At 60.9% G+C, this 24404-nt stretch carries 17 protein-coding genes; 14 read left to right on the forward strand and 3 right to left on the reverse strand.

What is annotated here, in order from left to right; translation table 11 throughout:
* Positions 1–15: 15 nt before the first annotated feature.
* The 7 genes from ACL2XF_RS07475 (at position 16) to hutU (ending at position 8349) form a co-directional block, all read left to right on the forward strand.
* Positions 16–1389 (forward strand): formimidoylglutamate deiminase, encoded by a 1374-nt coding sequence (locus ACL2XF_RS07475; RefSeq protein WP_410014928.1) that lies wholly within the window; start codon positions 16–18, stop codon positions 1387–1389.
* Positions 1386–1982, forward strand: coding sequence for a HutD family protein (locus ACL2XF_RS07480; protein ID WP_413722932.1), 597 nt, complete (start codon positions 1386–1388; stop codon positions 1980–1982). Before ACL2XF_RS07475 ends, ACL2XF_RS07480 begins: the two co-directional genes overlap by 4 nt.
* A gap of 428 nt (positions 1983–2410) precedes the next feature.
* The gene (locus tag ACL2XF_RS07485; RefSeq protein WP_410016816.1) at positions 2411–3301 is read left to right on the forward strand and encodes an ABC transporter substrate-binding protein; all 891 of its coding nucleotides are present in this window, start codon (positions 2411–2413) and stop codon (positions 3299–3301) included.
* Positions 3302–3392: 91 nt separating this feature from the next.
* The gene (locus ACL2XF_RS07490; RefSeq protein WP_413728791.1) at positions 3393–4169 is read left to right on the forward strand and encodes an ABC transporter permease; all 777 of its coding nucleotides are present in this window, start codon (positions 3393–3395) and stop codon (positions 4167–4169) included.
* The gene (locus ACL2XF_RS07495) at positions 4166–4951 is read left to right on the forward strand and encodes an ABC transporter ATP-binding protein (RefSeq protein WP_410014930.1); all 786 of its coding nucleotides are present in this window, start codon (positions 4166–4168) and stop codon (positions 4949–4951) included. Before ACL2XF_RS07490 ends, ACL2XF_RS07495 begins: the two co-directional genes overlap by 4 nt.
* A gap of 135 nt (positions 4952–5086) precedes the next feature.
* Entirely contained in the window at positions 5087–6646 is a 1560-nt protein-coding gene (hutH, locus tag ACL2XF_RS07500; RefSeq protein WP_410014931.1) for a histidine ammonia-lyase, read from the forward strand.
* Between the two features lie 17 nt (positions 6647–6663).
* Entirely contained in the window at positions 6664–8349 is a 1686-nt protein-coding gene (gene hutU, locus ACL2XF_RS07505; RefSeq protein WP_413728374.1) for a urocanate hydratase, read from the forward strand.
* Positions 8350–8428: 79 nt separating this feature from the next.
* Here the strand turns inward: hutU and ACL2XF_RS07510 are convergent, their stop codons facing one another.
* The gene (locus ACL2XF_RS07510) at positions 8429–9304 is read right to left on the reverse strand and encodes a DMT family transporter (RefSeq protein ID WP_410014933.1); all 876 of its coding nucleotides are present in this window, start codon (positions 9302–9304) and stop codon (positions 8429–8431) included.
* 169 nt (positions 9305–9473) lie between these two features.
* Between ACL2XF_RS07510 and ACL2XF_RS07515 the strand changes: the two genes are divergently transcribed.
* The 3 genes from ACL2XF_RS07515 to ACL2XF_RS07525 all read left to right on the forward strand — a co-directional run bounded on the left by ACL2XF_RS07515 (position 9474) and on the right by ACL2XF_RS07525 (position 15824).
* Positions 9474–10154 (forward strand): metallophosphoesterase, encoded by a 681-nt coding sequence (locus ACL2XF_RS07515; protein WP_410016818.1) that lies wholly within the window; start codon positions 9474–9476, stop codon positions 10152–10154.
* 173 nt (positions 10155–10327) lie between these two features.
* Positions 10328–10576 carry a GlsB/YeaQ/YmgE family stress response membrane protein gene (locus ACL2XF_RS07520; protein ID WP_410014934.1) on the forward strand — a complete coding sequence of 83 codons (249 nt, stop codon included), beginning with the start codon at positions 10328–10330 and terminating at the stop codon, positions 10574–10576.
* A 670-nt stretch (positions 10577–11246) separates the two neighbouring features.
* Positions 11247–15824: an Ig-like domain-containing protein gene (locus ACL2XF_RS07525; protein WP_413728375.1), complete on the forward strand. Its 4578-nt coding sequence runs from the start codon at positions 11247–11249 to the stop codon at positions 15822–15824.
* 54 nt (positions 15825–15878) lie between these two features.
* Here the strand turns inward: ACL2XF_RS07525 and ACL2XF_RS07530 are convergent, their stop codons facing one another.
* Positions 15879–16979, reverse strand: a complete 1101-nt coding sequence (locus ACL2XF_RS07530; protein WP_410014936.1) for an ABC transporter ATP-binding protein — start codon at positions 16977–16979, stop codon at positions 15879–15881.
* A gap of 428 nt (positions 16980–17407) precedes the next feature.
* A complete protein-coding gene (locus tag ACL2XF_RS07535) occupies positions 17408–18898 on the reverse strand; it encodes a PLP-dependent aminotransferase family protein (protein WP_413728376.1) in 1491 nt (496 codons plus the stop codon).
* A gap of 129 nt (positions 18899–19027) precedes the next feature.
* Between ACL2XF_RS07535 and ACL2XF_RS07540 the strand changes: the two genes are divergently transcribed.
* From ACL2XF_RS07540 to ACL2XF_RS07555, 4 genes are all read left to right on the forward strand, one after another.
* Complete coding sequence (locus ACL2XF_RS07540; RefSeq protein WP_410014938.1) at positions 19028–20296, forward strand: 4-aminobutyrate--2-oxoglutarate transaminase; 1269 nt, start codon at positions 19028–19030, stop codon at positions 20294–20296.
* Positions 20297–20317: 21 nt separating this feature from the next.
* Positions 20318–21775, forward strand: coding sequence for an NAD-dependent succinate-semialdehyde dehydrogenase (locus ACL2XF_RS07545; RefSeq protein ID WP_413728792.1), 1458 nt, complete (start codon positions 20318–20320; stop codon positions 21773–21775).
* A gap of 256 nt (positions 21776–22031) precedes the next feature.
* Positions 22032–23060 (forward strand): ABC transporter substrate-binding protein, encoded by a 1029-nt coding sequence (locus ACL2XF_RS07550; protein ID WP_410014939.1) that lies wholly within the window; start codon positions 22032–22034, stop codon positions 23058–23060.
* A 43-nt stretch (positions 23061–23103) separates the two neighbouring features.
* Entirely contained in the window at positions 23104–24402 is a 1299-nt protein-coding gene (locus tag ACL2XF_RS07555; RefSeq protein WP_413728377.1) for an ABC transporter permease, read from the forward strand.
* Positions 24403–24404: the final 2 nt, after the last annotated feature.

Genomic DNA, 24404 nt, shown 5'->3' on the forward strand with positions numbered 1-24404 from the left:
TAACCGGAAACCGCCATGCCCGTTTATTTTGCCCCCCGTGCGCTGCTGGCGCAGGGATGGACCCACAATGTCCGACTGCAGATCGACGCCCAGGGAACGATCGTCGCTATTGAATCAGATGCCGGCGCACAGGACGCCGAGTCTCTCGCCGGGCCGGTATTGCCCGCCATGGCCAATTTGCATTCCCACGCCTTTCAGCGCGCCATGGCCGGACTGACTGAAGTCTTCGGCGATCCGAAGGACAGCTTCTGGACCTGGCGCGATGTGATGTACCGCATGGTGCAACGGCTGTCGCCGGAGCAGGTGGGCATTATCGCCCGCCAGCTGTATATCGAGATGCTAAAGGGCGGCTACAGCCAGGTGGCGGAATTCCATTACCTGCATCACGATCCCCAGGGCCATGCGTACGCCGATCCGGCGGAAATGGCGCTGCGCGTCAGCCAGGCGGCGGCCGAGAGCGGTATCGGCCTGACGCTGCTGCCGGTGCTGTACTCCTACGGCGGTTTCGGCGAACAGGCGGCGGCCCCCGGGCAGCGGCGTTTTATCCAGGATACCGGCAGCTACCTGCGCCAGCAGCAGGCGCTGCAAGCCCATCTGGCCACGCAGCCGCACCAGCGCCTGGGCCTGTGTTTCCATTCCCTGCGCGCCGTCAGCGCGCGGCAAATCCACGAGGTCCTGCAGGCCTCGGCGGCGGAATTGCCGGTACATATCCACGTGGCCGAGCAGACAAAAGAGGTGGAGGATTGCCTGGCCTGGTCGGGAACCCGTCCGGTTCGCTGGCTGATGGATCAGGTTAAGGTGGATGAACGCTGGTGCCTGATCCATGCCACCCATCTCGATGAGGAAGAACTGGCCCGCCTGGCGCGCAGCGGCGCGGTAGCGGGGCTGTGTCCCACCACCGAGGCCAACCTGGGCGACGGTATCTTCCCGGCCGATGGCTATGTTCGGCAGGGCGGCCGCTGGGGCATCGGCTCCGACAGCCATGTTTCGCTCAACGTGGTGGAAGAGCTGCGCTGGCTGGAATACGGACAGCGCCTGCGCGACCGGCGGCGCAACCGTCTGGCCGACGCGCTGCACCCCACGCTCGGCGATAATCTTTACGGCGCGGCGCTGCGGGGCGGGGCGCAGGCCTGCGGCGTACCGCTGGGCGCGCTGGCGGTCGGTATGCGCGCCGACTGGCTGGTGCTGGACGGCGAAGATCCCTATATCGCCTCGGCCGACGACGGCGACCTGCTCAATCGCTGGCTGTTTGCCGGCGGCCCCGGCCAAATCCGCGATGTGTTCGTCGCCGGCCGCCGGGTAATCAGCGACGGGCACCATGCCCTGGAACGGGAAAGCGCCCAGTCTTTCGCCCGCGTGCTGCGCGACCTGCGCCGGGAGGCGCTGTGAGCCGGCCGGTCAGGTTTTCGTTCACCGGCCTGCCGGTGTCCCCCTGGCGCAACGGCGGCGGCGAAACGCGCGAAATTATCAGCTGCCCGCCTGATGCGCCCGCTGCGTTGCCGGCGGGCGGCGACCCGGCGGCGTTTGCCTGGCGCGCCAGCATCGCCACCATCGACCGCGACGGGGCCTTTTCCTCCTTCCCCGGCGTGGATCGGATTATCGCCCTGCTGGAGGGCGACGGCGTGACGCTGCATAACGCCGCCGGCGGATCCCATGCCCTGACCCGGCCCGGCGTGCCGCATGCCTTTGCCGGCGAGGACGCCATCAGCGCGCGGCTGGCGGGCGGCCCGAGCCGGGATTTCAATATCATGACCCGCCGCCAGGACCGGCGGGCGCGAGTAGAGCGCCTGACCGGCGAGCAGCGCCTGCCCGCGGGCGGCGACGGCGTAATCTATGTACTGGCGGGCCGCTGGCACCTTGAGGGCGAGACGCCGCTGACGCAACGCGAGGGCATCTGGTGGCGACAACTCGGCGCGCCGCTGCGCCTGTGGCCCGCCGACGGCGATGGCGTGGCGCTATGGGCGGATATCTCCCGTCGCTAGCCGCGCCAGGCGGCTCTTATGGCCGATAGAAGCATCGCCTGCATGATTTTGGTGCATGGCGCGCCATAATGATTCATCGGCCGCGCCACGGGGTGCGCGCTGCCAACGCGGCGCGTCCGTGATTGCGGGACTCGCCCGTTCAGGGCGACGCTTATCGTCAAATAACCGGCCACGGGCAAGATGGCACAAGCTTTGCTTAGTTCCTGCCTAGGTAAAGAGTCTTGTATAGACAAGCTTATACAGTTGTTAGCCAGGGCGGCAGGCGCCTTAGCCGGCCGCGAACACATTTTTGCCGGTTAATTTAGCCGGCGTTATTTCAGGAGTGGGATATGAGCATCGCCTGTGCCAGTACGTCATTGCAACGCCGCGTTCAACCGCTGAAGACCGCCCTTATTCTGGCGCTCGGCCTGGCCGGTGCCCTGCCGGCGATGGCGGCCGACACGCCGCTGGCCATCGGTATTTCCGGCTGGACCGGGTTTGCGCCGCTGACCCTGGCGGACAAGGCGGGGATATTTAAACGCCACGGCCTGGATGTCACCGTCAAAATGATCCCGCAAAAAGACCGCCACCTGGCTATTGCCTCCGGCGACGTGCAGTGCGCCGCCACCACGGTGGAAACCTATATTTCCTGGAACGCCAACGGCGTGCCCATCACCCAGATTGTCCAGCTGGATAAATCCTACGGCGCCGACGGCCTGGTGGTGCGCAACGGCATCGACAGCATCAAGGCGCTGAAGGGCAAAACCATCAGCGTCGACGCACCGGGCACCTCGCCGTATTTCGCCTTGGCCTGGATGTTGGATAAAAACGGCATGAGCCTTAAAGACGTCAAGACCACCACGCTCTCGCCCGAAGCCGCCGCCCATTCGTTTATCGCCGGCAGCAACGATGCCGCCATGACCTACGAGCCTTATCTTTCCTCGGTGCGGCAAAGCCCGGATAAAGGCAAGATCCTGGCCACCACCCTCGATTATCCGATGGTTATGGATACGCTGGGCTGTACGCCCGCCTTCCTCAAGCAAAATCCCCAGGCCGCCAAGGCGCTGGTCGCCAGCTATTTCGACGCGCTGGATATGATCAAGGCTCAGCCGGATAAAGCCAATGAAATCATGGGCGCGGCGGTTAAGGAATCGGGCAAGGAATTTGCCGAGTCGGCCAGCTACCTGCGCTGGCAGGACCGGGCGCAGAACCGCCAGTTCTTTAATGGCGAAATCGACAGCTTCAGCCGGGAGGCGGCGCAACTGCTGCTGCAAATGAAGGTGATCCGCAAAATCCCCGATATCAAGACACTGTATGACGCCAGCTACGTTAATCAATAAGGGGCGCGCAATGTCCGTTGACAAGGCCTCGCCGGCCGCCGGGCAACCGGCGCCGTTGCCGGCGGCGAAGAAAGTACGGCACAACCCGCTGATGGTGCCGCTGCGCGCGGTTTCAACCGGGCAGCGCTGGTTTCTCGGGCTGGGTTTTTTTATCCTGTTTTTCGGCTTTTGGGCCTGGGCCACGTTCGCCGGCTGGGTGTCGCCGACCTTTTTGACCGACCCGCTGACCATGGTGCACGAAGGCTACCTGCTGTTTACCGAGTACAATTTTTCGCTGGATATCGGCATGACGGTGATGCGCGTGCTGGGCGGATTTATCCTGGCGGCGGTACTGGCGGTGCCGCTCGGCATCATGATGGGGTCGTATAAACTGGTGGAGGCGTTTCTTGAACCTTTTGTCTCGTTTTGCCGCTACCTGCCCGCGTCGGCGTTTATTCCCCTGCTGATCCTGTGGGCCGGCATTGGCGAAATGCAAAAAATTCTGGTGATTTTTATCGGCTCGTTTTTTCAGATTGTGCTGATGATCGCGGTCACCGTGGGCGCGGCGCGGCGCGATCTGGTGGAAGCCGCCTATACCCTGGGCGCCTCGAACCGCAGTATCGTGCGACGGGTGCTGATCCCAGGCGCGGCGCCCGAGATTGCCGAATTGCTGCGCCTGGTGCTGGGCTGGGCCTGGACCTATGTGATCGTGGCTGAGCTAATCGGCTCGTCCAGCGGTATCGGCCATATGATTGTCGACAGCCAGGCGCTGCTCAATACCGGGCAGATTATTTTCGGCATTATCGTTATCGGCTGTATCGGCCTGATTTCCGATTTCCTGTTCAAGGCGGTGAACCGCCGCCTGTTTGCCTGGAGCATTTCCTCATGACCCCCGGAAAACTCGCCATCCGCCAGGTGTCGCGCGTCTTTAACGGCCCCAAGGGCCAGCAGACCCAGGCGTTGCTGCCCATCGACTACCGGGTGGAGGAAAACGATTTTATTACCATCCTCGGCCCGTCGGGCTGCGGTAAATCCACCCTGCTGCGGATTGTCGCCGGTCTCGATCGGCCCACCACCGGGGAAGTGTGGCTGGACGGGGGACTGATTGACGGCCCGGGCGCCGATCGGGGCATGGTCTTCCAGAGCTATACGTTGTTTCCGTGGCTGACGGTGGCGCAGAACATCTGTTTTGGGCTGCGGGAACGGGGCCTGAGCCCGGGCGTGCAGCGCGAGCGCTGCGATTATTTTGTCGATCAGGTCGGCCTGCGCGGGTTTGAGCAGCATTTCCCGCGCCAGCTGTCCGGCGGCATGCAGCAGCGCACCGCCATCGCCCGCGCGCTGGCCAACGATCCGAAAGTCCTGCTGATGGATGAACCCTTCGGCGCGCTGGACAATCAAACGCGGGTGCTGATGCAGGAATTATTGTTGAAAATATGGGAGTCGTCACGCAAGACGGTGCTGTTTGTCACGCATGATATCGACGAGGCCATTTTTATGGCCAATAAAGTCGCCATCTTCAGCGCCAGACCGGGACGGATTAAAACCGAGGTGGCGATAAACTTCCCCCATCCCCGTGACTACACCTTAAAGACCACGGCGGAATTTATGGCGCTCAAGGCGCGCGTTACCGAGGAAATACGCAGCGAAACGCTGCAAAGCATGGCGCTTTGACTTTGCAATCCGAACCGCAATGGTTCGCCAGGTTTCGCGGAGCAGGGCACAACAACGGGCCGCAACTGCGGCACCCGGGCGCAACCCAGTAATGCGCCCAAGTGCCGGTTTTACTTGTATAGACAGGAATAGATTATGTCATCTTCTGTAACATCTTTACGCCCATGCCGTCTGGTGCCGGGCGAGGTAGACCTGGCGACGCTGCGTGCCATCTATCATGGCGAGCTGGAACTGTCGCTTGATCCCGCCGCCTTCACCGCCATCAACGCCGCGCAGCAAACGGTGGAGGAGATCCTGGCCACCGGCGACGTGGTCTACGGCATCAACACCGGTTTCGGCAAACTGGCGCAAACCCGCATTCCCGCCGAACGGCTGGCGGAACTGCAGCGTAACCTGGTGCTGTCGCACAGCGTCGGCACCGGCGCGTTGCTCGAAGACAATGTGACGCGGCTTATCATGGCCTGCAAAGTGATAAGCCTGGCGCGCGGCCATTCCGGCATCCGGTTATCGGTGGTGGAGGCCCTGCTGTCCTTGTATAACGCCGGCGTCATGCCCTGTATCCCGGCCAAAGGCTCGGTGGGCGCCTCGGGCGACCTGGCCCCGCTGGCGCATTTGTCCCTGATGCTTATCGGCGAGGGGCAGGTGCGGGTCAAGGGAGCGCTGATAAGCGCGGTGGAAGGGCTGGCGCTGGCCGGCTTGCGTCCCATCGTGCTGGCGCCGAAAGAAGGGCTGGCATTGCTGAACGGCACCCAGGTTTCCACCTCGCTGGCGCTGGTCGGCCTGTTTGAAGCGGAACGATCCTTTGCCGCCGGGCTGGTGGCGGGCGCCCTGACGCTTGAGGCCATCAAAGGCTCGGTCAAGCCTTTCGACGCGCGTATCCACCAGGCGCGCGGCCAGGCCGGCCAGATAGCGGTGGCGCGGGCGGTATCTACGCTGCTTGACGGCAGCGAAATCGTGGTATCCCATGCCGACTGCGGCCGGGTACAAGATCCCTATTCCATCCGCTGCGTGCCGCAGGTGATGGGCGCCTGCCTGGATAACCTGACCTATGCGGCGCGCATCCTGCAAATCGAGGCCAACGCCGCGTCCGATAACCCGCTGGTGTTTACCGATAGCGGCGAAGTGATTTCCGGCGGCAATTTCCACGCCGAGCCGGTGGCGTTCGCCGCCGATATCCTCGCGCTGGCGATAGCCGAAATCGGCGCTATTTCAGAACGCCGCCTGGCGCTGCTGCTCGATACCGGCCTGTCGGGCCTGCCGCCGTTCCTGATCAATGAAGGCGGCGTGAACTCGGGCTTTATGATAGCCCAGGTCACCGCCGCGGCGCTGGCCTCGGAAAACAAGTCCCTGGCGCACCCGGCCAGCGTCGACAGCCTGCCGACCTCCGCCAACCAGGAGGACCATGTGTCGATGGCCACCTTTGCCGCCCGCCGGCTGGGGGATATGTGTTTCAACACCTCGGTGGTGGTGGGCATCGAAGCCATGGCCGCCGCCCAGGGCATTGATTTTAACCGGCCGCTGAACAGCTCGGCGGCGCTCGAACAACAGCTTGTGGCTATCCGTAACCGTGTCGCCTTCCTGGCAAGCGATCGGCTCCTGGCGCCGGATATCGAAGCGATGCGTCTTTGGGTCGCTGAATTCACCCTGCCCGCGGAAGTACAATCCTTGTTACCCAGCTATGCGTCAACGCGCTAAAGATAAAGGAACCCCTGATGAAATACGATTTTAGCAATGCCGTTTCACGTCCCGTCAGCGCGCCGCGCGGCACCGCGCTGACCTGCAAAAACTGGCTGATTGAAGCGCCGTACCGCATGATCCAGAACAACCTCGATCCGGATGTCGCCGAGCGTCCCGACGATTTGGTGGTCTACGGCGGCATCGGCAAGGCGGCGCGTAACTGGCCCTGTTTCGAAACCATATTGCAAAGCCTGCGCGACCTGGAGGAAGACGAGACCCTGCTGGTGCAATCCGGTAAACCGGTCGGCGTGTTCCGCACCCATGTGGACGCGCCGCGCGTGATGATTGCCAATTCCAACCTGGTGCCGCATTGGGCCACCTGGGAACATTTCCATGAACTGGACCGGGCCGGGCTGATGATGTACGGGCAAATGACCGCCGGCTCCTGGATTTATATCGGCGCCCAAGGCATCGTGCAGGGCACCTTCGAAACCTTTGCCGAAGCGGGCCGCCAACATTACGACAACGATCTCAAGGGGAAATGGATCCTTACCGCCGGCCTGGGCGGCATGGGCGGCGCCCAGCCGCTGGCCGGCGTGCTGGCCGGCGCCTGCGTGCTGGCCATTGAATGCCAGGAGTCGCGCATAGATTTTCGCCTGCGCACCCGCTACCTCGACCGCAAGGCGTTTACCATCGACGAAGCGCTGGCGCTAATTGAATACGCCTGCGCCAAAGGCGAGGCAATTTCCGTCGGGCTACTGGGCAATGCGGCGCAGATCATGCCGGAGCTGGCCAAACGCGCCGCCGGCGGCGGCGCCCGTCCGCATATCGTCACCGACCAGACTTCCGCCCATGACCCGCTCAACGGCTACCTGCCGGCCGGCTGGAGCCTGGAACAATGGAACCAGGCCAAAAAAGACGATCCGCAAAGCGTTATCAGCGCGGCCAGGGCGTCGATGGCCGAACACGTCAAGGCGATGCTGGCGTTCCATGAAATGGGCGTGCCGACGGTGGATTACGGCAACAATATCCGCCAGGTGGCGCTGGAGGAGGGGGTGGCGAACGCCTTCGATTTCCCCGGTTTTGTACCCGCCTATATCCGTCCGCTGTTTTGCGAAGGTAAGGGGCCGTTCCGCTGGGTGGCGTTGTCGGGGGATGCGGAAGATATCTATAAGACCGATGCCAAGCTCAAGGAGCTGTTTCCGGACAACCGGCTGCTGCATAACTGGCTGGATATGGCGCAGGAGCGCATCGCCTTCCAGGGCCTGCCGGCGCGCATCTGCTGGCTGGGGCTGGGCGAACGTCACCTCGCCGGGCTGGCGTTTAACGAGATGGTGCGCACCGGCGAGCTGAAAGCGCCGATTGTTATCGGCCGTGATCATCTCGACTGCGGGTCGGTCGCCTCGCCCAACCGTGAAACCGAAGCGATGAAAGACGGCTCGGACGCCGTTTCCGACTGGCCGTTGCTGAACGCCCTGCTCAGCACCGCCGGGGGCGCCACCTGGGTCAGTCTGCATCACGGCGGCGGCGTGGGTATGGGGTTCTCCCAGCACGCGGGCATGGTTATCGTCTGCGACGGCAGCGAAAAGGCCGATGAGCGCCTGGCGCGGGTATTATGGAACGACCCGGCCACCGGCGTGATGCGCCATGCCGATGCCGGTTACCCCGAGGCCATCGCCTGCGCGGAAAAATACGGCCTTAAGCTGCCGATGATCCGCTAACCGCCTGGCACGGCAACCACCGGCGGGGAACCCCGTCCCTCGCCGGCAATCCCCGCGCTTTCCCCCGCGCCTTCGCCCGTCAGGCTTGCCGCTCAGACGGCGCTTTTTTATCGTGACGTGAAAACGCCGTTACTGAAAGAATAATCACCGCGGCGCCGGCAAACATGCCGGGGGTCGGCCGTTCGCCGAACAATGCCCAGGCAAAAAGAATGGCGTAGACCGGCTCCAGGGCGAAAAACACCGCCGCGGCGCGCGCCTTGACGAAACGTAAACTGGTGACCATCAGGCTGTGCGCCACGCCGGTACAGAATACCCCCAGCAGCACCAGGTAAAACCAGTCGCCGGCGGAGGCTTGCGGCAACGCGTGGAAAGCGAAGGGCAGCATCAGCAGGCAGATAACGGCGTTTTGACATAACGCCGCCTGTACCGGCCGGATACTGATGGCGGTAATGCGGTTGCAGATAATAAGCAACGCCAACAGCGCGCCGGATAAAATTCCCCATAAAAACCCGCGCGTACTGCCGCTGCTGATATCAAAGGACGGGCAGACCATCATCAGGCCAAGGCAAATCAGGACGATGAGCAGGATCTCGTTAAGCGAAATGCGCTCCCGGAAACCGATGCTTTCAAACAGGGTGGTAAAGGCCGGGAAACTGGCGAATCCAAGCGTGGCAATCGCCACGCCCGAGGCTTTGACCGAAATGAAGAAGGTGAGCCAGTGCCCGGCCAGGATAGCGCTGGCGCCAATGACCACCAGAGCGCTGCCGCCGCTGATGCGTTGCCAGCGAAAGCCGCGTACGCCGAGCATCAGCAGCGATAACGCCAGCACCGCGAACAGCGCGCGGCCAAATACTATGGCGGCGGGCGAGGTGGTAATGACTTTACCTAAAATGCCTGAAAGGCCAAAAAAGAAGGCCGCGATATTCAGCGAAACCAGGGCGTGGCGTTTATTCATACAGCATACCGGACAAAGGTGCAGACCTTCATGCTGCCCGTTATCAGGCTGTTTTAACAGCTTTTAATGACGTTTTATCATCGATTTCCCCCATGGCGAGATTATTGATGTCCGCGTGTCCCAGCCTGCTATGCTGATAATGATGGCCTTGAGCTTATCGGGGGGGATGATGAATCAGATGATGCCGGAACAGATATACCGCAAAATCAACCCAGACGACTGGCGGCGTATCTTCGTGGTCGGGGATGTGCATGGCTGTTACGATTTGCTGCTGGCGAAACTGGCGCGCCAGCGGTTTGATCGCGCGCGCGATTTGCTGATCTCGGTCGGTGATCTGATCGATCGCGGCGCGCAAAACCTGCAATGCCTGGAACTGCTTGAACAACCCTGGTTCTGCGCGGTTCGCGGCAACCATGAGCAAATGGCCATCGACGCCCTTTCCCGCGGCGAAGAGAACCTGTGGCTGGCCAACGGCGGCCAATGGTTTTGGCGCCTGGATGAGGAACAGCGGCGGCGGGCGGCGGCATTGATTGAGCGCTGCGCTTATCTGCCGCTGATTATCGACCTTGAAATGGCGCAGCGTCATATTGTGATCGCGCACGCGGATTATCCCCTGGACAATTATCGCTACCAGCAGACCGTCGACCCCGAGCTGGTGGTGTGGAGCCGGCAGCGCATCAACCGCAACCAGCGCGGGCGCGGGGCGCCCATCAGCGGCGCGACGCACTTCTTTTTCGGCCATACGCCGCTCGAACGCGTCAGGCATTTTTATAATCAGTTCTATATTGATACCGGCGCGGTCTTCGGCGGGACGTTAACCTTGGTTGACATCACCAGCCTGCCGTTTTAGGCCTGGACATCGCGCCCGGCGTTTGCTATTCCGGTACTCGATGTTCTCTGTATTATTTCCAGCATAATCATGAGCATTGACTATAATAAAACAGGTTTCTGGTACTGCTCTTTCAGGCTAGGTATCCATCACGGATTTTTAAGTACAGGCAATCGCTATAAAGGAGTGTTGTTATGGGAATTTTATCTTGGATTATTTTTGGACTTATCGCCGGCATTATCGCTAAATTCATCATGCCGGGCAGGGACGGCGGCGGATTTATCATTACCATCATTCTCGGTATCATCGGCGCCGTGGTCGGCGGTTATATCAGCACGTTCTTTGGTTATGGACGCGTCGACGGCTTTAACTTCGGCAGTTTTGTCGTGGCGGTGATCGGCGCTATCGTGGTGCTGTGGATTTACCGGTTGGTACGCAGATAACCGGCGTTATGACCGCTCATACGCCGTAATCAATAATCAGGGTATTCCCTTTGCCTGCCTCAGTCGGCAGGGAATACCCGCTTCTCTCCCCCTTCACGCCTGCTGCTTTCCTGATTCATTCATATTATTTATTAAATAAATGAAGCTGCCTTAATGGCCCCTGTTAACCCGGATAAACCCGAGGTCCCAGCAAGGATACGTCATCTTCTTCATGAATATTATCCCTTTAAGCGCCGTTATCCCACGATGAATGCAGATTGCCAATTAATGCACGTAGTAGCACTAATACAGGCCATATTCCGGTATATCGGCCATAAAATATTATGAGTTATGTTTATTGAGTTTACAGGAAATTAAAGATTAATTAAAAAAATTAAATAGTGACCAAGTTAATGCAATTCAATGAATTTAAAGGATTTGTAATTTTTTATCTATTTAATGGTTCAAGTGAATATTTTTAATTTCATTTCTGGTATGGTCTGCAATATTATCGACTAAAGCTATTTTCTTCGATATTGCTGCCAGTTATGCTGGCCTGTAACACTATTTAAATGGGGTCTTGTTACGCCGGATAACCTTTGCCGACGGCGGATTAATATGGCCGGGAATTGAAGTTATTGACCAGTGGGATAAATTGATGCTTTTTAAGAATCTCTTTAGCTATTATCAAATGAAAAAAATCCAATCTACGCCGCCGCCGGTAATTCATCAACGTTGGCGTGCGGTGGCGTGGCTGAATATCGCTTTCCAGATAGTCTTTCCGCTTAGCCTGTCTTTTACGCCGGCCATGGCGAAAGCCGCGCCCGCAGCGTTGCCGTCAACGGCGGCGCCCTTAATGGCCATCGCCACGGTTCCTTATGTTTTGGGGCCGGGCGAGACGACATTGTCGGTGGCGACACGCTATAACCTGACGCTGGAAGAGCTAAAAACGCTCAATGGACTGCGCAATTTCGCCAAATCGTTTTCCGCGCTGGGCACCGGCGACGAGATCGACGTTCCCCGCAGCCACACGTCTTTGTTTAACTCAGCCATCCCGGTCCAGTCATCTTCGCAGGCAGAGGATAAGCTGGCGCGCGGCGCACAGACGGCCGGCTCCCTGTTCTCGGGCGGCAACACCGGCGGCGCCGCCGCCGATTTGGCGCGTTCAAGCGTGGTGGGCGGCGCCGGGCAGGCGGGCGAGCAATGGCTGAACCAGTTCGGCACCGCCCGCGTCCAGCTCAACGCCGACCGGGATTTCAGATTTACCGACAGCGCGGTGGATTTGCTGGTTCCCCTGCGGGATACCGAACGCTCGACGGTATTTTCGCAATTAGGGGTGCGTAACAGCGACCAGCGCAATACGGTGAATCTCGGCCTGGGCGTGCGCACCGAAAAGGACGGCTGGTTGTACGGCGCCAATACTTTTTATGATAACGATATTACCGGCAACAATCGCCGGCTCGGCGTCGGGGCCGAAGCCTGGACGGATTATTTGCGGCTGTCGGCCAATAGTTATTTCGGCCTGACGGATTGGCACCCGTCGCGGGATTTCGCCGACTATAACGAACGGCCGGCCAACGGGTTCGATCTGCGCGCCCAAGCCTGGCTGCCATCTTACCCACAGCTGGGCGGTTCGCTGATGTTTGAGCAATACCGCGGCGATGAGGTGGCGTTGTTCGGCAAGGATAGTCGGCAAAAAGATCCCTATGCCCTGACCGCCGGCATTAACTATACGCCCATCCCCTTGTTCACCGTCGGCGCGCAGCACCGGACCGGCAAAGGCGGCGCGAACGACAGCAGCCTGAATTTCCAGCTGAATTACCGGCTGGGCGAATCCTGGCAGTCGCATCTCGATTCCTCTAAAGTCGGACCGTCCAGAACCCTGGCCGGCAGCCGCTACGATCTGGTCGACCGCAACTATAATATCGTGCTCGATTATCAGCGTCGGGATCTGATCCGTCTGGCGCTACCGGCCCAAATCACCGGTGCGGCGGGCACGTCGGTTACCTTAACCGCCGACATCACCGCCGAACACGGGTTGGATCGCATTGATTGGGACAGCGCGCCGCTGCTGGCGAGCGGCGGGCGTATCACCCAGGTTTCTCCGCAGGCGATAACCGTTGTCATGCCGGCCTACCAGGGTACCCCGGGGGCGGATAATACCTATCGCATCAACGCGATAGCCCATGATAACCGGGGTAATCTCTCCAACCGGGCGGTGACTTCGGTGAATGTGACCGCACCGGAAATCGTTACCCTGGCAAGCCTGGCGGTAGAGAACAACAACGCGGTCGCCGATGGCCAAACCGCCATTCGCGTCCGGGCCAGGGTTATCGATGGCAATGGCAACCCTGTGCCCGGCGAGACGGTCGCTTTCAGCGCCGATAACAGCGCCACGGTATTATCCCCCACGGCGGTGAGCGATGACGACGGCTTTACCGAAACCGGTATTACCTCCCGCACCGTCGGTCCCGTTATGGCGCGGGCAAGCCTGGACGGCTCGTCGCAGCAGGCCGCCGTCGCCTTTGTGGCCGGCGGCGCCGACCAAACCCAGACACAGCTTGAAGTCCTGACCACGGGAAATAAGGCGGCGGATGGCATTGACGCGCATCGGGTCAGGCTGACGGTGCGCGATGCCCTTAATAATCCCATCGGCGGCCAGGCGGTGAGCTTTGGCGCCGACAACGACGCGCAGGTAACCCCCCTGGAGGGCGATGTTACCGGTGACGACGGCACCCTGATGGCGACCGTCGTGTCCTCCCGGGCGGGGCTGCAAACGGTTACCGCCACGGTGGGCGATTTTACCACCCGCGGCGTTGAGATGACGTTTATTGCCGGCAAAGCTTCCGAGGCTAATACCCTTATCCAGGTGCTGACCCAGGGAGATAAGATTGCGGGTTCACAAGCGCATCAGGTGCGGGTAACCGCGCGCGACGCCCAGGACAACCCGGTCGCCGGCGCGGTGGTGAAATGGGTGGCGGCGGGCGATGACGCGCATCTGTCCATCCCCGGCGGCGAAACCGGTGAGGATGGCATGCTGACGGTGGATGTGACCAGCAACCGGGCGGGGGTGGTCATTGTCTCCGCCGCGTTGCCGGGCTTTATCAAAGCCAGTGATGGCATGCGTTTTGTCGCCGGCGCCGCAGCGGAAACCCGCACCGTCGTCGAGGTTATCACACGCGGCGACAAGATCGCCGGCGACAGCGACAGCGACGGCCATCGGGTGAAGGTTACGGTGCGCGATGCCAATGACAATCCGGTTGGCGGACAGGCGGTGACCTTCGCCACCGCAAGCCCCGGCGCCACACTTTCCAGCCCCGGCGGCGATACGGCGGCCGATGGCACCCTCGAGGTCGGCGTCACCAGTAACCAGGCGGGCACGGTAGTGGTCAGCGCCACGGTGGCGGGCTTTACCAGGGACAGCGACGGCATGGGTTTTGTCGCCGGCGCCGCAGCGGAAACCCGCACCGCCGTCGAGGTGGTCACCACCGGCGATAAGGTGGCCGGCGACAGTGACGGCCATCGGGTGAAAATCACGGTGCGCGACGCCAATGATAATCCCATCAGGGGGCAGGCGGTCACCTTCGCCACCACCAGTCCCGGCGCCATGCTTTCCAGCCCCGGCGGCGATACGGCGGCCGACGGCACCCTCGAGGTCGGCGTCACCAATACCCTGGCGGGCACGGTAGTGGTCAGCGCTACGGTGGCGGGCTTTACCAAGTCCAGCGACGGCATGCAGTTTGTCGCCGGCCCCGCGTCGGAGACCCGCTCCACCATAGAGGTATTGACCACCGGTGATAAGGTGGCCGGCGACAGCGACGGCCATCGGGTGAAGGTCCAGGTGCGCGACGCCAACAGCAATCCCATTGCGGGGCAGGCGGTCAGCTTTGCCACCGTCACCCCTGGCGCCGCGCTGTCCAATCCCGGCGGCACGACAGCGGCCGACGGCACTATCGACGTGGGTGTCACCAGTACCCGCGCGGGCGCGGTAACGGTCTTCGCCACGGTGGCGGGCTTTACGTTAGCCAGCGACGGCATGACTTTTGTCGCCGGCGCGGCGGCGGAAAATACCACCTTGATAGAGGTCATCACCACCGGCGATAAAGAGGCCGGCCTTGAGGCCCATCAGGTCAAGGTCCGGGTGCGCGACGCCCACGATAACCCGGTTGCCGGGCAGGCGGTCACCTTTGCCTCCGCCAGCCCCGGAGTCACCTTTTCCCGGCAGGGCGGCGACACTGCCGCCGACGGTACGCTGGCCGTCGACGTCACCAGCGACCAGGCCGGTCTGGTCGTGATTAACGCCGCGGTGGCGGGTTTCACCAAAGCCAGCGCGCCATTGAGTTTTATTGTCTCACCGGCCATCCTGACGCTTGATGTATTGCGTAACCGGTCGCTGGACAACGGCGCGGAATATAATGAAGTACAGCTGTTGGTGGAGAATGGCATGGGCGCCGGGATGGAGGGCAAGAGCGTCGTTTTCTCGGTGAACAATGGCGCGAGCCTGACGTCGCCGGCAAATGCCGTCACCGGCGCGGATGGAAAAGCCAAGGTTACCTTCACCAACACTCGTGGCGGTACCGCCACCGTGACGGCTCAGGTAGACGGCGTGGACGTCACGCAAGATACAATCTTCCTGTCTCCCCGGGCGATCAATTCCGTTTCGCCCGTCGCTAATCCTCACAGCTTTGGGCCAAACTCGGGTTTCCCCAACGTGGGTTTTGATGCGGGGCCGTATGCCGGCAGCAGCAAGCCAAGGTTCCAGATCAACCCTATGGGCAACATCGGCGACAATGGCAGTTTGACCTGGAGCAGTTCGAATGCGGTAAACGCGCCAATAGATGAGAACGGTATTGTTACCCTTAATGCCCGCCCCAGCAGTGAGGTCACCCTGATGGCGCGTGGTGATCAGTATTATTACACTTATAAATTTACTGTAAGAAAATGGCTTACCTATTATCGACCTAATTCCACCAACAGGTATTCGTGGGATGATACTCAAACATTGTGTGCCTCCAATGGTAAATCAATGCTGGTGGCGGCAGATCTGACCTCCGGCGTCAATCAGCGGGCGGTGGGCAGTATGTTTGGGGAATGGGGCGCGCGTCCCGGCGGCTGGCCGGGTGAAGCAGTAACGGAAGCGAATTCAGAGGGTTTTTGGACTAAGGATGGAAGTTATAACGGGCGCCCGGTCGTGAGCTTGTTTAATGGAGACCAAGTGGTGGGCCGCACCGATGGCGCCAGGTACAGGGAAGCGGCATGTAAAATGTAGGCCGGCGCCTGGCGCATATCCAAAGTAATAAAGGCTGGCATTGCCAGCCTTTGTTTATTGCAGGGTCACGGCGTCCAGCGCCCGCAGATGCCGCTCCTGCCAGGACAGGGTCACCGCGCCGCCCGGCACCCAGGCGGGGTCCAAATCGGCGGCGCTGAGTTTGACCATAAAATCGGGTTGTCCCGCCACCTCGGTTATCATGCGCACATGATCGCCCAAATAGATAAACTGCGTAATCCTGGCGCTAATTTGCTGCGACCCCGCCGGCAGCTGGCCGGCCGGCACATTGATTCTGACGCGCTCCGGCCGGATGCACAGCATGATCTTGCGCCCCGGCGAGCTGGGACGTACCTTCAGCGCGCGCAGCGAGGTGCCGTCATCCAGGACGGCGCGATAAAATTCATCCTCGCTGCCTGCCTGGGTCGCCAGCAGGCCGTTGTTCTCGCCGATAAACTGGGCCACGAAGCTGTTCTGCGGTTCCTCATACAGCGTGCTGGGGCTGTTGATCTGCTGGATAATGCCGTCGTTGAACACCGCCACCCGATCCGACATGGTCATCGCTTCGCTTTGATCGTGGGTGACATAGACGATGGTCAACTCCAGCGCCTGGTGCAGCGCCTTGATTTCCATCTGCATATGCTCGCGCAGCTGTTTATCCAGCGCCCCCAGCGGTTCATCCATTAATACCAGCTTGGGTTCAAACACCAGCGCCCGCGCCAGCGCCACGCGCTGCTGCTGGCCGCCGGACATCTGGGCGGGATAGCGGTCGGCGAGGGCGGTCAGCTTCACCCGATCCAATACTTTATCCACTTTTTCCTGGATATCGGCTTTATTCATGCGGCGAATCGACAACGGAAAGGCCAGGTTCTGCGCCACCGTCATATGGGGAAAAAGCGCGTAATTCTGGAACACCATGCCGATATCGCGCCGGTGCGGTGGAAGATGGTGCAGCGGCTGGCCGCGCAGGTAAATTTCGCCCTGGGTGGGCGTTTCAAACCCCGCCAGCATCATCAGGCTGGTGGTTTTACCGGAACCCGACGGGCCGAGCAGCGTCAGAAATTCGCCTTCGCCAATATCCAGGTTGAGATTTTTCACCACCAGCTTGTCGCCGTCGTAGGTCTTTTGAATATTTTTAAAACTCACGTAATTTTGCATAAGAAAATCCAACCTCGTAACTAGACCGGTTCGGAAACGACGTCTGTTAATGGGAGTTAAGCAGGCGCAGCGGTTTGCCGACGAGGTTATGGCACGAAATATGCTTATCCTAAGGCGGGCGGCATGTTTTTGTGCTTACGGTGAGTATATTTACCATCGCGCCCGTACCGCCACAAGCGATTTCCACGCTGAAAAGGCAAATATCCTGGGCAGGCTTAAGGTAAGCAAGCTCATGAATTTCTGCGCTTTTTATCCGTAAACAAGAGGCCGTGCCGGCGTTCTCTGCCGTTCCCCCAGCAGGTCGGACGCCTTGATGATTACCACGCTGATGTCGCCGGCATACTGCACCACAAGGCGGCAATCCGTTTATACTGCAACACTTACCGTTCAGGCGCCGCGCGGGCGGCTTCGCCACTATCTGCGCCGTATCAACGCGGCGGCGCAACGGGAGCCGGTTGTCCCATGCAGCCCAGCAGGGTCATAAAGGCGCTTTCTATCCGCTCTTCATCCACGCAGGCATATCCCAGCAATAATCCTTTTTTGCGCGACGGGCCGAGGTAATAGGTCGACAGGGGTCTGACATAAACGCCTTGCCGTCCCGCCGCCTGCGACAGCTTGATATCATCGACATCGTCCGGCAGCGACATCACCAGATGCAGGCCGGCATTGCTGTCGTCGCGCAGCGCGTCCGCACCCAGATGCTGAAGGATCAAGCGGCTCAGGACGGCGCGGCGCTTACCGTACAGCAGGCGCATGCGGCGGATATGGGAGGCGTAATGTCCCTCGGCGATAAACTGCGCCAGGGCCAGTTGCGTTATCCAGTGACCGCCGCGATACAGTTCGGCGTGGGCCACGCGCATCTCCTGCGCCAGCGCCGGCGGCAGCACCATATAGCTGATGCGCAGGCCCGGATACAGCGTCTTGCTGAAGGTGCCGATATAGATAACCGGCGCCTGCGGCGCCAGACTTTGCAACGCGGGAATAGGGTTGCCCGAAAAACGGAACTCGCTATCGTAATCATCCTCAATCACCCAGGCGTTATGTTCCTGGGCCAGCGCCAGCAGGCGCTGGCGCCGCTGCAGGCTCATTACCGCGCCGGTGGGGTACTGATGTGACGGCGTCACGCAAATCAGCCGCGGCGACGCCGCAACGGCCGTGTCCGGCGGGTTTAAACCCTGATCATCCACCGGCACCGGCTGTACGTCGACGCCGTTGATGGTCAACACATTGCGCATGCCCCAGTAGCTGGGTTCCTCAATCCAGGCGCGATCGCCGGGATTGCACAGCATTTTGGCCAGCAGATCGACGGCCTGGTGAGTGCCCTCGGTAATAATAATCTGCTGCGCGCTACAGTTCACCGAACGCGCCACCCGCAGATAATCCACCAGCGCCTGCTGCAGTTCCGGGCTGCCACCCATGCGCGAATAGGTGAGGTAATCGGGCTTGATGCGCCGGATAAGCCGGGAATGGATACGGCGCCACAGACCGTGCGGAAAGCCGGACACATCAGGCACCCCCGGCATAAACGCCCCCCATTGATGGGGCGAGGCGCCCGACCGGGCCAGCAAATTAGCGCCGCGCGCCGAAAATTCTTCCCCGGCCGGGCGCTCGCAGGCGGGCTGCTGCTCGTTCACCGGCGCCATGGCCCCGTCGGGCATATGATCGGTCACAAAGGTGCCGCTGCCGGCGCGGGTAAATATATAGCCCTCGGCCAGCAGCTGTTCGTAGGCGGCGCTGACGGTATTGCGCGACAGCGCCAGTTCTTTCGCCAGGTCGCGCGTCGGCGGCAGGCGGCTGCCCGCGCGAATACCGCCGTCGAGGATCGCCAGGCGGATGCAGTCATATAAACGCCGGTGCAGCGGCCCCCCGGTGCGGGCGGAGAGATGCTGCAGCAGCATATCGGTTAATAACGAACGCAATTGGCACCTGCAAAAAATTAAAACTGGCACTGGATTATAGAGCCACAAAGCGGATAAATAGAATCGGGAGTTAGGCTGGGATCTGTAATAGCGCACGTTTAGCCGCACCATTTTGGGAGAAGCAGCACCATGAACAACAGCGAACTGAACCAACGTCGTCTGGCCGCCACGCCGCGCGGCGTCGGCGTAATGTGTGATTTTTATGCCGCGCGGGCGGAAAACGCCACGCTGTGGGACGTCGAGGGTCGCGAGTATACCGACTTCGCCGCCGGCATCGCGGTATTAAACACCGGCCATCGCCATCCGAAAATCGTCGCGGCGATCAAAGGGCAGTTGGAGCTGTTTACCCATACCGCCTATCAGATAGTGCCTTACGGCAATTATGTCGAACTGGCTGAAAAGCTCAACGCCCGGGTGCCGGTGGCCGGCCCGGCGAAAACCACGCTGTTCAGCACCGGCGCGGAAGCGGTGGAAAACGCGGTGAAAATAGCCCGCGCCTATACCCGACGCCCCGGCGTCATTACTTTCGGCGGCGCGTTCCATGGCCGTACGCTGCTGACGCTGGCGCTGACCGGTAAAGTCGCGCCCTATAAACTGGGATTCGGGCCGCTGCCCGGACAGGTTTTCCATGCGGCTTATCCCAATGCGCTGCACGGCGTGTCGGTCGACCAGGCCCTGGCCAGCATCGACAGCCTGTTCCATACCGATATCAGTCCTGATCAGGTGGCGGCCATTTTGTTCGAACCTGTGCAGGGGGAAGGCGGCTTTAACGTCGCGCCGCCCGAGTTTATCGTCGGCCTGCGCCAACTGTGCGACCAGCACGGCATTTTATTGATTGCCGACGAAGTGCAAAGCGGCTTTGCCCGTACCGGCAGGCTGTTCGCCATGGATCACTGCCCGCAGGTGAAAGTGGATCTGATTACCATGGCGAAAAGCCTGGGCGGCGGCATCCCCATTTCCGCCGTCGCCGGCCGCGCCGAGGTGATGGACGCTCCGGCGCCGGGCGGGCTGGGCGGTACCTACGCCGGCAACCCGCTGGCCGTGGCGTCCGCGCTGGCGGTGCTTGATGTAATTGATGAAGAACAGCTTTGCCAGCGCGCCCAGCGCCTTGGCGGCCATTTGGTGGAAGTGCTGCAACAGGCCCGGCAGACGTGTCCGTCCATTTCCGCCGTGCGCGGGCTGGGGTCCATGGTGGCGGTCGAATTTGCCGACCCGGCTACCGGCAAGCCTGACGCGCAGTACGCCAAGAGTATCCAAAAACAGGCGCTGGCACAGGGATTATTGCTGTTGACCTGTGGCGTGCACGGCAATGTGATTCGTTTTCTGTACCCGCTCACCATCCCCGATGATCAGTTCACCGCGGCGCTGGACCTGCTGAGCCGGTTGCTCAAGTCATAAATACGTAAGGATAGAAAGATGATGCAGCTTAATAACCCGCAATTGCTCCGTCACCAGGCGTTGATCGACGGTGAATGGTGCGACGGCGACAGCGGCGCGCGCGAAGCCGTCACCAATCCGGCGACCGGGGAAATACTGGCCGAGGTGGCGCAGGTGAGCGCCGCCCAAACGGCGCGCGCCATCGATGCCGCAGCGCTGGCGCTGGTGTCCTGGCGGGCGCTGACCGGTAAACAACGCGCCGTGCTGCTGCAAAAATGGGCTATGTTGATTGCCGCGCACCAGGAGGATTTGGCGCGGCTGTTGACCGCCGAACAGGGTAAATCGCTGGCCGAGGCGCGCGGCGAAATCGCCTATGCCAACAGCTTTATCGAATGGTTTGCCGAAGAGGGAAAACGGGTGGAGGGCAGCGTGCTGCAGTCGCCCCAGGCCCGGCAGCGGCTGCTGGTGCTGAAGCAGCCCATCGGCGTGACCGCGGCGATCACGCCCTGGAATTTTCCGGCGGCGATGATTACGCGCAAAGTGGCCCCGGCGTTGGCGGCAGGTTGCACCATGATTGTTAAACCCGCGGAACAAACGCCGCTTACCGCCCTGGCCCTGGCCGAGCTGGCGGTACAGGCGGGTATTCCGCGCGGCGTTTTGCAGGTGGTCACCGGCCCCGCCGCCGATGTGGGACAGGTGCTGTGCGCCAGTCCCGTGGTGCGCAAGCTGAGCTTCACCGGCTCGACCGAGGTGGGGCGTCTGCTGATGGCGCAATGCGCGCCAACTATCAAAAAACTTTCCCTGGAACTGGGCGGCAACGCGCCGGTACTCGTGTTTGACGACGCGGATCTGGACAGCGCCGTGGCCGGCATCATGGCCTCGAAATTCCGCAACAGCGGCCAGACCTGCGTTTGCGCCAACCGTATCTATGTGCAGCGGGGCATTTATCCCGCCCTGGTCGCCCGGCTGGTAGCCGAAGTGGCGCGGCTTAAGGTGGGCGACGGCATGGCGGAAGGCACCACGCAGGGACCGCTCATCGATGCGGCTGCCGTCGACAAGGTGCGCGCGCATATCGACGACGCGTTGTCCCAGGGCGCCACGCTGCTGGCCGGCGGTAAGCCCCACGCGCTGGGCGGCACCTTTTTTGAACCGACCCTGATAGGCGACGTCACCGGCAAGATGCGTTTTGCTCGCGAGGAGACTTTTGGCCCCGTGGCGCCGCTGTTCCCCTTCAGCGACGAAGAAGAGGCCGTGGCTTTGGCCAATGCCACCGAATTCGGGCTTGCCGCCTATGTGTTTACCCGCGACGCCGCCCGGCAATGGCGCGTGCCCGAAGCGCTGGAGTACGGCATGGTAGGCGTGAATACCGGTCTTATCTCCAATGAAGTGGCGCCGTTCGGCGGCGTTAAGCAGTCGGGGCTCGGTCGTGAAGGATCGCGCTTCGGCATCGACGAATACCTGGAAATGAAATACCTGTGCGTGGCTATCGCCTCAGCGTGATAATCCGCTTTTCCCGGCCTGTCGCCGATACAGGCCGGGGAAGCAAACGCGGCTGCATCGCCAGGGTGCAACCTGTTGCAACTTTGCACGGCTTTAACGCATAACCCGGGTGCAACCCGGCATCCATTCCATGACAGACCCCCGTATTCACCGCGTGCGGACTCCCTGAAGAAAAAATGCCAGAGTGGCACGAAAGATGCTTGATGTATGATGCATCATTTAACTTTTCGTTGGCGCATTTTTTAGGGGACAGGATATGTTGAAACAATTAGCGGTATCCACATTGCTGGTCGGGCTGGCCTTCCAGGCCCAGGCGGAAACACTGACCGTGATTTCCTTCGGCGGCCAGAACAAAGTGGCGCAGGAAAAAGCCTTTTACCAGCCGTTTAAAGCATCGGGCAAAGGCGACATCGAGGCTGGGGAATACAACGGCGAAATGGCCAAGATCCGCTCCATGGTGGAAACCGGCCAGGTAGGCTGGGATCTGGTGGAGGTGGAAGGCCCGGAACTGCGTCGCGGCTGCGACGAAGGCCTGTTTGAAACCCTGGACTGGTCCAAGCTGGGCGATAAAAGCGAGTATGTGCCGGGTTCGGCCACCGAGTGCGGCGCCGGTATTTTCCTGTGGTCCACCGTGCTGACCTATGATGCGCAGAAACTGAAAAAAGCGCCGACCAGCTGGGCCGACTTCTGGAATGTGAAGGATTTCCCCGGCAAGCGCGCGCTGCGCAAGAGCGCCAAGTTTACCCTCGAAATCGCCCTGCTGGCGGATGGCGTAAGGCGCGAGGATGTCTATTCGCAGCTGGCGACGCCGGTGGGGGTTGACCGGGCCTTTCGCAAACTTGATGAAATCAAATCGAATATTCAATGGTGGGAATCCGGCGCGCAGCCGCTGCAGTGGCTGGTTTCCGGCGATGTGGTCATGAGCTCCGCCTATAACGGCCGTGTGGCCGCCGCCGCCACCGAAGGGCATGATTTCAAAATGGTATGGGACAACAGCCTCTACGATCTGGATAGCTGGGCCATCGTCAAAGGATCCAAGCATAAGGCCCTGGCGGAACAGTTTATCGCCTTCGCCAACCAGCCGGAAAACCAAAAGGTCTTTGCGGAAAATATTCCCTACGGGCCAACCAATAAAAACGCCATCGGCCTGATCGCGCCGGCGATTGCCGCCAACCTGCCGACGTCGCCGGATAACCTGGCCAATGCCCTGGCGGTGGATACGCAGTTCTGGATCGAGCATGGCGAAGATCTTGAGCAGCGCTTTAACGCCTGGGCCGCCCAGTAAGGGTTGGCGGCATGGGATCGCCACGCATTCCGGAGACGAAACAATGACATCAAGTAGAGCCATGCCGGCGCGGGATGCCGACGACGGCACGTTAAATACCGCCACGCTGAAGCAGCAGTTGTCTCAGTCGCAAAGGATTTACAAGCGCCGCACCTGGCTGCTGGTGGCTCCGCTGTTGCTGTTTATCCTGATAAGTTTTGTGGTGCCCATCGCCTCTATCCTGATAAAAAGCGTGGCGAACCCCGAGGTTCGCGACGGGCTGCCCAACGTGACGGCGGCGCTGTCCCGGTGGGACGGCACCGCGCTGCCGGATGAGGCCGTTTTCCAGGCGCTGGTCAGCGATCTGCGCCGGGCGCGCGCCGACGGGCAGATTGCCACGGTGGCAAAACGCCTGAGCTACGAAAGCCCCGCTTACCGCGGGCTGATTATGCGTACGCTGCGCGCCGCGCCTGACGCGCCGGGCATGACCCGCGCCGCGCCTGACGCGCCGGGCATGACCCGCGCCGCGCTGATCCAGGCCTTACCGCAATGGGGCGATATTACCGTCTGGCGCTCGGTGCAGCGGGCCAGCCGGCCTTTTACCGGTTATTATGTCCTGGCGGTGTTTGATCGCAAGGTGGATATCCAGACCGGGGAGATAACCCGTTTGCCCGAGGGGCAGGCGCTGTATATCGGGGTGCTGCTGCGTACGCTGCTGATGGCGGCGGTGGTGACGCTTATCTGCCTGGCGCTGGGCTACCCGCTGGCTTACTGGCTGTCGAAACAGCCGGCCGGCCGCGCCAACCTGCTGCTGATCATGGTGCTGCTGCCCTTCTGGACTTCGTTAATTGTTCGTACCGCCAGTTGGATTGTGCTGTTGCAATCGGGCGGCTTGATCAACGGCGCCCTGTTGTATGCCGGCATTATCGACAAGCCCCTGGTGCTGGTGTTTAACCGCGTCGGCGTGTATATCGCCATGACCCATATTTTGCTGCCCTTTATCGTCCTGCCGCTGTATGCCGTGATGAAAGGCATCTCGCCTAACTATATGCGCGCCGCCATTTCGCTGGGCGCGCATCCCTTTACCGCCTTCTGGCGGGTGTATGTGCCGCAAACCTATGCCGGCATTGCGGCGGGGGGACTGCTGGTGTTTATCATGGCCATCGGTTATTACATCACGCCCGCGCTGCTCGGTGGCCCCGGCGACCAGATGCTGAGCTATTTTGTGGCGTTCTTCACCAATACCACGATGAATTGGGGCATGGCGGCGGCTCTCGGCAGCCAATTGCTCATCATCGTGATCCTGCTCTATATCGTCTACATCCGGGTTACCCGGACGCAGGCGGAGCTGGCCGCGCATTAACC

It is taken from the genome of Sodalis sp. RH19 (assembly GCF_047324215.1).
Taxonomy (GTDB): domain Bacteria; phylum Pseudomonadota; class Gammaproteobacteria; order Enterobacterales; family Enterobacteriaceae; genus Acerihabitans.